The sequence below is a fragment of the Clostridium vincentii genome, from assembly GCF_002995745.1.
In the GTDB taxonomy this organism is placed as follows: Bacteria; Bacillota; Clostridia; order Clostridiales; family Clostridiaceae; genus Clostridium; species Clostridium vincentii.
Genome location: NZ_PVXQ01000001.1, coordinates 51,344 through 63,955 on the forward strand (window position 1 = coordinate 51,344; position 12,612 = coordinate 63,955).

General features: G+C 34.5%; 18 protein-coding genes. All 18 read right to left on the reverse strand.

Going from position 1 to position 12,612, the window contains the following annotated elements; translation table 11 throughout:
* Window positions 1–32: 32 nt before the first annotated feature.
* Window positions 33–602, reverse strand: a complete 570-nt coding sequence (locus CLVI_RS00250; RefSeq protein WP_106058108.1) for a major tail protein — start codon at window positions 600–602, stop codon at window positions 33–35.
* Window positions 595–933 (reverse strand): hypothetical protein, encoded by a 339-nt coding sequence (locus CLVI_RS00255; RefSeq protein ID WP_106058109.1) that lies wholly within the window; start codon window positions 931–933, stop codon window positions 595–597. The genes CLVI_RS00250 and CLVI_RS00255 overlap by 8 nt, the downstream gene beginning before the upstream one ends.
* Complete coding sequence (locus tag CLVI_RS00260; RefSeq protein ID WP_106058110.1) at window positions 930–1,322, reverse strand: HK97-gp10 family putative phage morphogenesis protein; 393 nt, start codon at window positions 1,320–1,322, stop codon at window positions 930–932. The genes CLVI_RS00255 and CLVI_RS00260 overlap by 4 nt, the downstream gene beginning before the upstream one ends.
* Window positions 1,315–1,641, reverse strand: coding sequence for a phage head closure protein (locus CLVI_RS00265; protein ID WP_106058111.1), 327 nt, complete (start codon window positions 1,639–1,641; stop codon window positions 1,315–1,317). Before CLVI_RS00265 ends, CLVI_RS00260 begins: the two co-directional genes overlap by 8 nt.
* A gap of 4 nt (window positions 1,642–1,645) precedes the next feature.
* Entirely contained in the window at window positions 1,646–1,921 is a 276-nt protein-coding gene (locus CLVI_RS00270) for a head-tail connector protein (protein WP_106058112.1), read from the reverse strand.
* Window positions 1,922–1,957: 36 nt separating this feature from the next.
* Window positions 1,958–3,154, reverse strand: a complete 1,197-nt coding sequence (locus tag CLVI_RS00275; protein WP_106058113.1) for a phage major capsid protein — start codon at window positions 3,152–3,154, stop codon at window positions 1,958–1,960.
* A gap of 21 nt (window positions 3,155–3,175) precedes the next feature.
* Window positions 3,176–3,871 (reverse strand): head maturation protease, ClpP-related, encoded by a 696-nt coding sequence (locus CLVI_RS00280; protein ID WP_106058114.1) that lies wholly within the window; start codon window positions 3,869–3,871, stop codon window positions 3,176–3,178.
* Window positions 3,868–5,106 (reverse strand): phage portal protein, encoded by a 1,239-nt coding sequence (locus CLVI_RS00285; protein WP_479723348.1) that lies wholly within the window; start codon window positions 5,104–5,106, stop codon window positions 3,868–3,870. The genes CLVI_RS00280 and CLVI_RS00285 overlap by 4 nt, the downstream gene beginning before the upstream one ends.
* An 82-nt stretch (window positions 5,107–5,188) precedes the next feature.
* A complete protein-coding gene (locus CLVI_RS00290; protein WP_106058115.1) occupies window positions 5,189–5,512 on the reverse strand; it encodes a hypothetical protein in 324 nt (107 codons plus the stop codon).
* Between the two features lie 73 nt (window positions 5,513–5,585).
* The gene (locus CLVI_RS00295; protein ID WP_146127294.1) at window positions 5,586–6,185 is read right to left on the reverse strand and encodes a hypothetical protein; all 600 of its coding nucleotides are present in this window, start codon (window positions 6,183–6,185) and stop codon (window positions 5,586–5,588) included.
* Between the two features lie 178 nt (window positions 6,186–6,363).
* Complete coding sequence (locus CLVI_RS00300; RefSeq protein ID WP_106058117.1) at window positions 6,364–7,911, reverse strand: terminase large subunit; 1,548 nt, start codon at window positions 7,909–7,911, stop codon at window positions 6,364–6,366.
* Window positions 7,911–8,387: a phage terminase small subunit P27 family gene (locus tag CLVI_RS00305; RefSeq protein WP_106058118.1), complete on the reverse strand. Its 477-nt coding sequence runs from the start codon at window positions 8,385–8,387 to the stop codon at window positions 7,911–7,913. The genes CLVI_RS00300 and CLVI_RS00305 overlap by 1 nt, the downstream gene beginning before the upstream one ends.
* Window positions 8,388–8,462: 75 nt before the next feature.
* Window positions 8,463–8,675, reverse strand: coding sequence for a gamma-glutamylcyclotransferase (locus CLVI_RS00310; protein WP_106058119.1), 213 nt, complete (start codon window positions 8,673–8,675; stop codon window positions 8,463–8,465).
* An 11-nt stretch (window positions 8,676–8,686) separates the two neighbouring features.
* Window positions 8,687–9,142 (reverse strand): gamma-glutamylcyclotransferase family protein, encoded by a 456-nt coding sequence (locus CLVI_RS00315; protein ID WP_106058120.1) that lies wholly within the window; start codon window positions 9,140–9,142, stop codon window positions 8,687–8,689.
* Window positions 9,143–9,218: 76 nt separating this feature from the next.
* Complete coding sequence (locus tag CLVI_RS00320; protein ID WP_106058121.1) at window positions 9,219–10,124, reverse strand: amidoligase family protein; 906 nt, start codon at window positions 10,122–10,124, stop codon at window positions 9,219–9,221.
* Window positions 10,125–10,296: 172 nt separating this feature from the next.
* Window positions 10,297–11,538, reverse strand: a complete 1,242-nt coding sequence (locus CLVI_RS00325; protein ID WP_106058122.1) for a site-specific DNA-methyltransferase — start codon at window positions 11,536–11,538, stop codon at window positions 10,297–10,299.
* On the reverse strand, window positions 11,528–11,965 hold the full coding sequence (locus CLVI_RS00330; protein WP_106058123.1) for an RNA polymerase subunit sigma-70: 438 nt from the start codon (window positions 11,963–11,965) through the stop codon (window positions 11,528–11,530). The genes CLVI_RS00325 and CLVI_RS00330 overlap by 11 nt, the downstream gene beginning before the upstream one ends.
* Window positions 11,966–12,154: 189 nt before the next feature.
* On the reverse strand, window positions 12,155–12,508 hold the full coding sequence (locus tag CLVI_RS00335; protein WP_106058124.1) for an HNH endonuclease: 354 nt from the start codon (window positions 12,506–12,508) through the stop codon (window positions 12,155–12,157).
* Window positions 12,509–12,612 lie beyond the last annotated feature (104 nt).

Consider the following 12,612-nt stretch of genomic DNA (forward strand, 5'->3'; position numbering starts at 1 on the left):
TCTAATAATTTGTCACTTTTTAACTTCTATTATTATATCGGATTTGGCTCACTAGGTACCACAGTAAACCAAGCACTTATGATTGTTGCATCCACACCTTGAACATCCTCATCACAAATGAATCTATAGTTACCATCTGATTCTCTTGAATAGAAATTCCCTTTAATCTTCGCGCTTTGTGCCTTTGGCTTTTCTGCTTCAGTATCATATTCATCTGTAGCAAGTTCAAATTTACCCTTTAGTAGCCACACAAATCTAAACTTCCCACTATTCTTCTTTGACTTAAATCCTAAAGCTATAGTTGGTGGTATATCATCTTTATTTTCAATAAGAACGCCTTTCACAACCTTTGATCCCTGAAGCTTTGCTCTACTTTCAAGTGATAGTTGATTTACTTCTATTTCAACATCTACCCCTTCAAAAGCAGTAATTATATCTTCAACTGCATCATCTGAATAAATATTTTCTGAATTTGACTTTGGTGAAAGTTTTGCACTTATTGCTCTTTCGAGTTTTATTGGTGGATCATAGGTTGTTGCTGTGGCATCATCTGTTTTCAATATAGCAATATGAATATCTCTTAACCCTATTTGTCTAGCCATTTATATCACACTCCTCTAAATAATAAAATTTAAGACCTTTATGATAGATTTTAGTATCTTCCTCATAAAGGTCTATTTCATTTAATCTTTTAAACCCTGCATTAAGCAAAAGTTCTTTTATAGTTTTTACTACATCTATATAATCTACTTTTGACCATAGATCTACTTGAATATAATGTGCTGTCAAAGCCTCTTCGTCATCCTCATATTCTTCTCCTGTAGCCAAGTATTCATAGAAAGTAATATAAATTTGAGCTTTTCCACTATACCTTTGAAAAGCTACTGGAATATTAAGTGGTTTTAGGGCATCAATAATCAGTTTATTAATCATTCTTCAAGACCCCTTTTCAATTCTTCCATAATGGTTTGATTTATTTCTCTTTTATTTTCAATTAGGGAGTTCTCAGCCCAATGCTGTGCAGGTATTTTACTTGTCCCCCATTCTGTAAATTTACTATAGAAGAACTCTGAGTTATCTCCTTTATTAGGTCCAATATTAACAAAGTCCACACCATCTTCCTTTCTTATTTTTGACACTTGTATATTTTCTGCCATATGCTTTTTAGCTTCTCCAGACCTAGGTGCTTTTCTCTCCATGCTTGTCTTTACAAGTTCTCCGGCTTTATCTAACGCCTTCTTTTTAATTATTTCACCTTTTGATCCCAGCTTATTTACTTTATCAATAAGTTCAGCCATCCCTTCAAGTTCAATGCTAGCCACCGATATCCACCTCCAAAGCTTTTATTTCAAGATACTTATTTGCATAGTCCCTATTATCAATGGAAGTTATATTGTACGGCTTATCCTTAAATATAATTCTCATTGATGTATCCATATCATCTATGTGCCTTATTAAAAACTTCACAGTTTTCTCTGCTTGAATTGCTGCTGCTTGATAATATTCTCTGCCGGATAAATTAGAAACTGATGCCCATACTGTTTTATAATCTTGCCAAGCTTCAAGCTCAAATCCATTTTTATTTACTACTGTAGTAAATTTCTGAATAATTATTCTATGCCTTAAATCACCTATCTCCATAACATCACCAGCTTTCCTTTCTATATGAAAATAGTATCCTTGTCATTGTTTCAAGAACATCTTTAACCTCAAAGTTCTCTCTTTTTTCATACATATTAGCTACTGCATATAATATGGCTTGCTTTACTGTTTCTGGTACTATAGTAAATTCAGATATAGGATATCTTAAAATCCCTTCACATATTTCTTCTGCTGTAATTATAAAATTGGTGATGAGTGCATTTTCTTCATCCCCATCAACTCTTAAATATAATTTAACTTCTTCCAATGAAATGACCATACACCCACCCCCATCATTTTTATTACACTATAATAACTAAACTTTCATTTGCAGTACTTTAATAGCTTCAGGAAGTATTAGCTTACCATCAACTCTTTGCGTTGCTTTAAAACCGACTTGTCCTGTTGCTGCATATAGTTCATTTAGTCTTTGGAAGGATCTACCTTGTCTATCCGCTACCCAATAGTAGCTAAAATCACCAAAGGCAATAGCTCTAGCTGCTGATCCTAGTACTGGTACATAAGCAGAAGTTTTTACAGGTCTATTTAAAATAGTATCTGGTTGTCCTGCTGTAATTGAGGGTTGCCAAATATACTGACCATTTCCATCCTTAAGCTTTCTAATAGCCTTAACTGTAGCATCATTCATAGTAAATATAGAATTCTTCCTATAAGGTGATTTTAGAGAATAGAATAAATCCATAATCTCATCAATAGTTATAGCTGTGGCACTTGCCGCTGTAATCCCAAGAGTTGCCCCACCAGTTGCATTGAATATTCCTGTAGGCTTTCCAGTACCATCCCCTATAAAGAAAGCTTCCTCCTCTCTTGCCCCGATTCTTCTAGCAAACTCTTTTGCTATATAACTCTCTAAATTAAAAACACTATCATTAAGAAGTTCCTCAGAAACCTTAATCATAGTGGCTAATTTATATGCTCCTATAGATACTTGTCCAAATGAATCATCAGATTCTGGAATTACTCCTTCTTCATCTACCCAAGATGCTGTTCCTTTAGTTGCTACAACAGGGATTTTCTTATCTCCTGAAGATGTAGTAATTACATTGGCAAGTTGTCTAAATATATTTTGTTCTTCTAAGCTTTCAATTAATATTTTTTCAAACTCATCTGGTGCAAGGAAGCCGCCTTCACTGTCAGTTCCAATTTGCAAAGCATTTTGTACATCAAAGCTGTTCTTGTTTCTCATGGTCTTCCAGAATGCAGTGTTATACTCGTTTGATGCCCTTCCTGTTTTTTCTTCACTGTGATTAGCGTTTGGTTTATTTCTTATAGCATTAGAAGTCGCCTTTGACAGTTCCAAATCAAGTGCCGATTGTCTCTCTAATCTGTCTATTTCCTTTCCTAAGTTTACAACATCTGCTTCCATTTTTTCATAAGTTGATGTGTCCTCTGCTGATAATAATCCATTACCATTTCTTTTATTATCTAGGAAAGCTTTTGTACTATCCCATAGGTTTGCTCTTTTTTCTCTAAGTTCTAATATTTTATTCATAACACATTCCTCCAAAATTTATTATTTTATTAGTTTAAGCCTTGTTAATAGTTGTTCATGAGGTGTTCCTGTTTCTACTTTAGGCTGTGTTTTCTGTGCCTTTGGTATTTTTCTCAATAGGGTATTAGTAACAGTTACCTTATCAAAAATAAAACCATCTGTAGGATTTTCCTCAGTATCCTCATATAAAACTTTATCTGCAAAACCTAGTTCTACTGCTTTCTTAGCACTAAACCAAGTTTCAGCATCCATCATTTTTGATATCTTTAGTCGTGGAAGTCCAGTCTTTTGCTCATAAGCATTTATTATGCTTTCCTTTACCTCTGATAGCATCTCAATTCCACTTTGTAGATCCGCTGATTCTCCATAAATAACTGTAGCTGGATTATGAATCATCATCATTGCAACTGGAGACAATAATATTTCACTTCCTGCCATTGCAATAACTGATGCTGCACTAGCTGCTAGTCCATCTATCTTTACAGTTACCTTCCCTTTATATTCTTTTAACATGGTATAAATTTGACTTGCAGCAAATACATCTCCACCTGGTGAATTCAGCCATACTGATATATCTCCTTCAGTAGCTGTAAGTTCAGACTTAAACTGCTTAGGGGTAATATCATCATCAAACCAACTGTCCTGTGCTATATATCCATCAAAATAAAGTGTTCTGCCTTCTTCATTTTTTACCCAGTTCCAAAACTTTTTGTTCACTTTTTCTCCTCCAATCCAGTATTGTTTTTATTGGCAAATGCACCTGCATCAGCAAGTTTTGTCATATTCCCATTAATTAAATACAAATCTCCACCAAGCTCCTCCGGTATTCTATTAAGGTTCTCAAGTTCTCTAATGTCGTTACTAGATAACCAACCATTCTGCCTTCCTACTGAATACCCATTCATACGGCTTTGGTAGTCACCTCTAAGTAATCCATCCACATTAAATTTAACGAAGTATTCCTTCTTTTCACTTTCAGTAAACAAGGCTCTTTTAATTGCTTGCTCCCACCTAACAACCCAAGGATCAAGAGTATACATAACAAATTCAAGTGATTGCTGTTCTATATTACTAAAGCTTGATTTATCAAGATCTCCAACCATGTGAGGAGGTATTCTAAATATCCTTGCTATCTCATTTATTTGAAACTTCCTAGTTTCTAAAAACTGTGCTTGTTCTGGTGGAATTCCTATGCTTTGAAACTTCATCCCCTCTTCTAAAACAGCAACCCTATGGGCATTTGAACTACCTTGATATACACTGTTCCAACTTTCTCTAACTCTTGCAGGGTCTTTTACTACACCTGGATGTTCAAGTACCCCTCCTGGGTTAGCTCCATTTGCAAAGAATTTAGCTCCATATTCTTCAGTTGCTATTGCCATACCTATTGCATTTTTAGCCATTGCTATTGGAGAATAGCCAATTAAACCATCAAATCCAAGACCAGGAATGTGCAGAACCTCATCATTTCTCAGTGGATAGCTCTGTCCATCTTTGCTATAAATGTAGTAAATCTCACCCTTATCTGTTCTATCTACGACCATCTTATCTGGCATTAGAGGATATAATGCAATAACCTTGCCTCTTCCATCCCTAATAATCTGTGCATATGCATTTCCCCATAATAAAAGATGACCCATAAGTGTTTCTCTAAACACAAATGAGGTCATCTCAGGATTTGGTTCATCCGTAAGGATATTATATATTTGATGTTCTGTAGCTTTCTCCTTTCCGGTTTCTGTGTATTTATAGGTATGCAGCGGCAATGAAGCTATTGTTTCTGCAAGTATCCTAACACAAGCATAAACTGCAGTAGTTTGCATTGCTGTTGTTTCATTTACTGTCTTTCCACTAGTTGTACTTCCAAAGAAAAAACTATAAGTACTTCCCCAGAAGCTATTCTTAGGACCTGCTCTAGTCTCCCAAAGTCTTGATATTATTGGTATCTTCATTTTATTTCCTCCCGAAGATTGGCATTAAAAAAGCACCTCTAATGAGATGCTTTCAATGTTGCTATCATTCTAATATTCTTTATTATACATTTAGTATTTGTACACTTCTAAATAATTTTGCAGGAATAGATGTTGTTAATAATCGATTAAACCCCATTTTCTTCACTAAATATTCTGAGAATATTCTTAGTGCTAAACTCGGATGTTTAAGAATCTTATTTGATGTTAGAGTTATTTCTATAAAATCTCTACTAATTGCCATATCAATAATTTCTTTAATATTTTTAGAATTTGCACATCTTATGTTGTAATTTTCCACTCCGCGACCTAATTCCTCTATATAATCACACAAATTAATATTTTTTAAATGATTATTCCTTAATTTGTATTTGATTTTATAATACATATATTGATTTCCCCTTTCATCTTAGTACTAATTTTATCCGTTTATTACTCTATTATCACATAAGCCTCATTTATTAGTTGTTTTTTAACCTTATTAGTTCCGCCGCTGCTTTAAGTCTGCGATCTGGATCTGTCGATTTCAATTCTTCTTCTAATACTACTAAAGCATCCTGAAACAAGCTGTCTAACTTTGCAGAATTTTCTTTATTTAATGATGGCTGTTTAACGAAAATCTTATCAAGTCCTGATTCTTCAATAGCTTCTGGGTATTGACATATTGTATTTCGGTTACTAATAAGCCTTTGGATACTACTTTCAAGATTAGTAATTAGAACCCTGTCAGTCCATTCAACATTTCTTCTATGACACATAGCATCTTGCTCGTTGTCATACTGTTGGTCATATTTATAGCTTCCTACTGTACCAATATAAACCCAGTTTTTTTCGGTAATAAGTACGACATCCCCAGCTTTCATGGTATTTATAAATGTATTAACCTGCCCAAGTGCATTCCCAAGTTTATGACCTGTATAACCATAACTTTGTTCTAGTTTATCACGTATTTCATCCTTGCTGGTTTGTTCTAAATTTCCTATGCCAGGCCAACCAATGCATACGAACTTTTCATCAATAAATTGCCTAGCCCTTTCAATTCCGTGGGGTTTTGTTTTCATTTGAAAAATATTCATTTTCTTTCCTCTCTTTCACTTCATTCATTATGATTCATTACGGTTCCTTATGTTTAATATATCATATCCTTAATTATCCTGTCAATATTTTTCGTAACGATTCCTTATGATTTAATATTAATAAAATTAAAGTTAGCCATACTTTTCAATACTATCTTTTTGTCTACAACACTAGAATTCCTCTCTCATCATAAACACTACCACAATTCCCTTGATTCCTAATTGATCTATCCAATGCCATTATCAAAGCCACTGCACCATCTATCTTCTCAGTTGATTTCTCTTTATCAGGCTTAATATTGCCAGCTGGATCTTGCTTTATAAATATATTATCCATCATCCATCTAAGAACTGGATTCCCTCCATGTGCTATCTTCTTCTCAAGGGTTAGCTTCATTAATTCTTTTGAAGGTGGAGACATATCCTTATAACCTTGCCCAAAAGGAACTACTTTAAATCCCATACCATCAAGATTTTGTACCATTTGCACAGCTCCCCATCTATCAAAGGCTATTTCTTTTATATTATACTTTGTGCCTAACTCCTCAATAAAAGTTTCTATAAATCCATAGTGGACCACATTACCTTCAGTTGTTTTTATAAAACCTTGCTTTTCCCACACATCATAAGGAACATGATCACGTCGCACTCTTAGCTTTAAATTATCATCTGGTATCCAAAAGTAAGGAAGTACTATATATTTTTCTTCAGATGTTCTTGGTGCAAACACTAAAACAAAAGCAGTAATATCTGTAGTACTTGAAAGGTCAAGTCCTCCATAACATTCTCTGCCTTTTAGTGAATCTATATCTATATTAAAATCACACTCGTCCCATTTATCCATCTGCATCCAACGAGTGGATTGTTTTACCCATTGATTTAATCTCAGCTGACGGAATATATTTTCTTCAGCCGGATTTTCTCTTGCACTATTATAAGCATTTACAACCTTTTCTATATCAATAGTATGTCCTAGTGATGGATTCGCTTTATACCAGTTCGCCTCTAATCCCCAATCATCATTATCATTAATTCCATATATAACTGGATAAAATGTTGGATCTATTTTTCTACCATCAATAATATCAAGGGCCTTTTGATGTTGCTCATAGCAAATAGAATTTCTATCTGTACCTGCTGTAGTTATTAGAAAAAATAATGGCTGTAATCTTGCATCCCCTGATCCCTTAGTCATAACATCAAACAACTCTCTATTTGGTTGAGCATGAAGTTCATCAAAAACAACTGAATGAACATTAAGTCCATGCTTTGTATATGCTTCAGCTGATAGAACCTGATAAAAACTATTTGTAGGTTTGTACACCAATCTTTTCATTGACATTATAGGCTTAATTCTTTTCTTAAGTGCTGGACATTGTTCCACCATTTCAACTGCAACATCAAAAACAATAGAAGCCTGTTGCCTATCTGAAGCACATCCATAAACTTCTGCTCCCCATTCATTATCACCACAAGTCATTAAAAGTGCTACTGCTGCTGCAAGTTCTGACTTACCATTCTTCTTTGGAACTTCTATATAAGCTGTGTTGAACTTTCTATATCCATTATCTTTTACATTTCCAAATACATCTTTGATTATTTTATCCTGCCAAGGAAGTAAATCGAAAGGTACTCCTCTCCACTGACCTTTTGTATGCTTTAAGCAGTTGATAAAATCAACAGCACGCTTTGCTTTTGCTTCATCATACATTATTTCAACTCACCTCTTAGCATCATTTCCATAGGATCTAAATAATCATTAGAACCCTTATCTGCAACAATTCTACTTCTTGATGATGGTGTAAGTCCAAACTGTTCACAGAATTTAATCATAATCTTAAGATAAGTTTGAGCAATAGACACCTGTGGCACTTGTTGCCAATATCCACTTGGTGTTTTTACAATTGTTCCATGCTTTGATATAAATTCTTCTGCCTCTTTCCAACGTGCATAGGCTTCACAATATCCTGCAAAAGCTGCCATATCAACTTCTGTTAATATACCAAGTTCCTCAAGCTGACTTGCTACTCTTCGCCATTCTTTTTTAGCTGCTGGATCAAGCCAGGTAGGACACCTTGGTGCCTTTCTCTCAGGCTTTGGTTCCAGTTCATTAAGGGATCTTTTCCCTGGATTGCCCTCAAGTTCTTTTACTGCAGTTGGCTTTGGCTTTCTTCCTCTTTGTGCCATAGGTTTCACCCCCAATCTTTAAAATTTATCATAAGAAAAGAGCCTACTATAAAGTAGACCCCTAACAAAATTTTCTTAGTTATTATCTCTAATACCTTTATAATTGAAATTACCTTTTTTGATTTCTTCATGATCAGCCTTTACAGCCTTCTCATAATCCTTATCCTTCTTTTCTTTTTCAGAACAGGCCATGCAAATACAATCTGTATTAAACATTGACATTATTCTGCCTTTCTCTAAAAAACTACCACACCTATCACAAGTTTTCTGAGTAAAAAATTTATCCATACTTACCTCCACTATCTTAATTCAGATAGACATTCTGAATATGCAATTTGTAGAGGTTTTAAATCAACCCCATTATCAGAATATCCTCTAGCAATTGCATTGAAATAATATTCTGTAGGAGGTGCCACCATATCTCTATATTTTCTTACCATAATATAAACTAAAGTTTTTCTTGGTTTACCTTCCACCGTAATTTCAACTTGCTTTTTAATATATAAATTAGGGAACCCTTCATATAAATCAAGTGCTGTTTCACAATCCTCAGTTATTTCCCATAGAACAATAGGTACTGTTCTGTCCTTACATTGTTCAATATTTGCAACACCTTTATATTTCCCTCTGAATGTTAGTTTATAACCTTCAAGTGTTCCTGTTCCTACAACCTTAGCTTTTGGACATCTATGACTCATTTGTTCTAAATTCATATTTGAACCATATGCACCATACAGCTTTGTTTCTCCTGCCATTTTGCATTTCTCCTTTATAATAATTTAGTTTGATAAAGAGGGAAATGAAATCCCCTCTTTATCTGTATATTTAGTTTCAAGCAGCTCTTGGTGTTCTCCAAGCTGAATTTCCATCAAGGGATTTCATAAGGTGTTTTCTGCAATTTTTGAATTCATCCCCAATAAGTCCTAATCTAAGTAACCAACATCTAAAAGTGTATTTTTCATTGTCAGTGTGGGTACGTTTTGCACTTGCACTTTTTTGCTTTAATGCTTGATGGCTAATGGCTAGGCAGAAAACTATGTAGCTTCTAATTTTACCTGCATGCAGGGTTCCATTAAAAAGCCTAAATTCAATTGTACCTTTTGTAAAAGTGCTGTGCAGGTTAAGCCCATGATATCTACTTGTATGATAGTGACGTCCTCTGCCCTCAACTCCATAATCGCTATACCAAGCATCTGCAAGCTCTGATAATGTTTTTGGCTTTTTCTTATTTATAGTTTCAATCAAATTGTTATTAACCTTTTGGCAAAACCTAACTCTTGCAGGGTCTATCTCAAAACTTTTGTAAATTAAATCTTCCTTTGAAGACATGAGGTTAACCAAGTTCTTTAAGGTATTTGGGGTATGTTCTTTTGCTCCTATGTGAATATGAATACCACATTGCAATCTACTTTCACTAACTGCGCCTGAGTGTCTGAGCTGTCTAATAAGTTCTTGTAAAGTTTCTACGTCATCGTACTTTAAAATCGGTGTTACTAATTCAACACTGTAACTTCTATTTGCTGAGACAAGTGTACCTTTTTCATTTTTCATGGTTTGAATGCTGGCATCACTCATTATTTGCCAAACTCTATTATCTGGTGCTATTATCTTGTAAGTATCGTAGCTATCATATGCTCTTCCAATCTTTCCTCCTAGAAATTTTGAAGTAACCTCTGCAGCTTCTTCCCTAGTAATTCCTGTCATTTCAATTTCCACACCAATTGTTTGATTTTTCATTGCGTTTATACCCCTTTCAAAATATGTTTATTACCTTTTCGTAGTGTACATATTAGCTCTACACGGGGTATATAGCCAGTTACATATGCAGAATTCTATCAACTAAAACACATAATTCGAATGACAACTTTCAACTTATAAAGACACTCTATAAAATTTTAAATAGCAGAAATCAAGGAAGGTCATTTACTTCCCCTTCCTTTTCGATATCTATATATTTTATTTTTACACCATCTCTTAAAAGATATACACTATTATCACTACCAACCTGCTCTATAAATCTTTGAACAATAACATCTGCATATTTTTCATCAAGCTCAATAGTATAGCAAACTCTATCTGTTTGTTCACATGCTATAAGAGTTGAACCACTGCCACCAAAGGGGTCAAGAATAATAGAATTAGTTAAACTTGAATTTACAATTGGGTAGGCTACTAATGCTATTGGCTTCATTGTTGGATGGTACTTTGATTTTGTTGGTCTATCAAAATTCCAAGTAGTTCTTTGCTTTCTATCGGCATAAAATTTATGCCCAGCAGTTGGTTTCCAACCTACAAGTACTGGTTCATGAGTATATTGATAATCACATCGTCCGAGTACTGGTGAATTTTTTATCCAAATACAAGTTTGATGACAAAAGAATCCTGCATCCTTAAAAGCTATTCTGAAATTAACTGTTTCCTTGTCAGCATGGAATACATAAATTGACCCACCATCTGCAAGACTTTCATACATACCTTTATAAGCATCAAGAAGAAATTCATAAAACTTTTCATCTTCCATATTATCATTTTGAATTGTTCCTGCTGTTCCTTCATATGCCACATTATATGGGGGATCTGTTACCACTAGATTTGCCTTTTTCCCTTCCATTAAAACTTCATAAGTTTCAAGTTTTGTACTGTCCCCACAGATTAAACGATGTCTTCCTAAAAGCCAAATATCTCTCTGTTTTGTAATTGGAGTTTCAGGTAGAGGCTCATCAAATCCATCTTCTTTAACACCTTTAGGGTAAAGTTCATTAAACAGAGCATCAATCTCTGGGGGATCAAATCCTGTAAATGCTATATCGTAGTCTAAAGATTGCAAATCCTTTATAAGATCAGCAAGCAATTCTTTATTCCACTCACCACTAATTTTATTAAGGGCAATGTTTAATGCCTTTTCTTTTGTTTTATCAACATCAACAATTACACAATCAATTTCAGTGACTCCGAGTGTCTTCAATACTGATATTCTCTGATGACCACCTATAACTGTTAAATCCTTATTAATTATTACTGGATCAACATATCCAAACTCATTAATACTATTTTTGATTTTCTCAAACTCACTATCACCAGGCTTTAGCTTTTTCCTTGGATTATATTCAGCCGGTATAAGTGAATCTATCTGTAACTTCTTAAATTCCATTTTCATCCCCCCAAAACCTATCTTTTATATAACAGTTGTGACTACAATATTTTCTTTTCTTATTTCCATAAGAACTAAATTCTTCTCCACAATATGGGCAAGTGTACTTGTAAATAGCATCATCATTTTTCTTCCTTTCATTTGGATGCTCTCGCCACCATTTCCGCCTACAATCTCCAGAACAAAATCTCCTAGTTCTACCTTGGACTTTTTGCTTAATTGGTTTTTCACAACAAGCACAAAATAGATTTCTTTTTATTTTTTCTTCAACATTAAGAGCAACAACACATGAGTCACCATCTAAACCATTACGCTTACAAAATCCTCTAACGCTATCCCTGGTTAATCCTAAGAGTGAAGCAATTCCTTTATATCCAGTACCTTTTAATCTTAATTCTCTTATTTTTTCTTTTTCATCAAGTGTCATGTGAGTTACTCCTTTCATAAACTTTTACGCAATAAAAAAGTAACCACAAACACTTGTAGCTACTTAATTTGAACTTTCTATTATGCGATTTTATAGTACCCCCCCTTACGTAATTCTGCGAAAATTCACGCGACAGGGGGCGGCGGTCATCTGCATGTCCTCTTTAGGGATTCTGGACCCCCTACCCGGTCAAAATGTATATTCTTTATATCTATCTTTAGTCATGGTTTTAGTGTCATGACAACTCTTACATAATGATTGCCAGTTGCTCTCATCCCAAAACAATATTTTGTCACCTCTATGCGGTTTGATATGGTCAACAACATTTGCTTTTGTTATCCTACCCAGCTGATTACATCTAACACACAAAGGATTGGCTTTTAAAAATCTACTCCTAGCTGTTCTCCACCTGCTACCATACCCACGACCCGTTGCATTCGTTCTGTCCTTGGCATGAAGTCCCTTGTGTTCATCGCAATAGCTACCATCAGTTAACTTTGGACAGCCTTGATGCTTACATGGTTTTAAAGGTTTCCTTGGCACACTTCTCACCTTCCTTTGGGCATAAGAAAAGCACCTACCGTTTCCACAGCAAATGCTTCAAACTATACTTTCTATAATATTATATTAACACAGCCTAGAGTAAC

Excerpts from the sequence above, each read along its gene's own strand:
- CLVI_RS00270 (WP_106058112.1), bottom strand. The coding sequence starts at position 1,921 with ATGGTCATTTCATTGGAAGAAGTTAAATTATATTTAAGAGTTGATGGG.
- CLVI_RS00325 (WP_106058122.1), bottom strand. The coding sequence starts at position 11,538 with ATGGAATTTAAGAAGTTACAGATAGATTCACTTATACCGGCTGAATAT.
- CLVI_RS00330 (WP_106058123.1), bottom strand. The coding sequence starts at position 11,965 with ATGACACTTGATGAAAAAGAAAAAATAAGAGAATTAAGATTAAAAGGT.
- CLVI_RS00305 (WP_106058118.1), bottom strand. The coding sequence starts at position 8,387 with ATGGCACAAAGAGGAAGAAAGCCAAAGCCAACTGCAGTAAAAGAACTT.
- CLVI_RS00300 (WP_106058117.1), bottom strand. The coding sequence starts at position 7,911 with ATGTATGATGAAGCAAAAGCAAAGCGTGCTGTTGATTTTATCAACTGC.
- CLVI_RS00310 (WP_106058119.1), bottom strand. The coding sequence starts at position 8,675 with ATGGATAAATTTTTTACTCAGAAAACTTGTGATAGGTGTGGTAGTTTT.
- CLVI_RS00255 (WP_106058109.1), bottom strand. The coding sequence starts at position 933 with ATGATTAATAAACTGATTATTGATGCCCTAAAACCACTTAATATTCCA.
- CLVI_RS00290 (WP_106058115.1), bottom strand. The coding sequence starts at position 5,512 with ATGTATTATAAAATCAAATACAAATTAAGGAATAATCATTTAAAAAAT.
- CLVI_RS00320 (WP_106058121.1), bottom strand. The coding sequence starts at position 10,124 with ATGAAAAATCAAACAATTGGTGTGGAAATTGAAATGACAGGAATTACT.
- CLVI_RS00275 (WP_106058113.1), bottom strand. The coding sequence starts at position 3,154 with ATGAATAAAATATTAGAACTTAGAGAAAAAAGAGCAAACCTATGGGAT.
- CLVI_RS00285 (WP_479723348.1), bottom strand. The coding sequence starts at position 5,106 with ATGAAGATACCAATAATATCAAGACTTTGGGAGACTAGAGCAGGTCCT.
- CLVI_RS00250 (WP_106058108.1), bottom strand. The coding sequence starts at position 602 with ATGGCTAGACAAATAGGGTTAAGAGATATTCATATTGCTATATTGAAA.
- CLVI_RS00265 (WP_106058111.1), bottom strand. The coding sequence starts at position 1,641 with ATGGAGATAGGTGATTTAAGGCATAGAATAATTATTCAGAAATTTACT.
- CLVI_RS00295 (WP_146127294.1), bottom strand. The coding sequence starts at position 6,185 with ATGAAAACAAAACCCCACGGAATTGAAAGGGCTAGGCAATTTATTGAT.
- CLVI_RS00315 (WP_106058120.1), bottom strand. The coding sequence starts at position 9,142 with ATGGCAGGAGAAACAAAGCTGTATGGTGCATATGGTTCAAATATGAAT.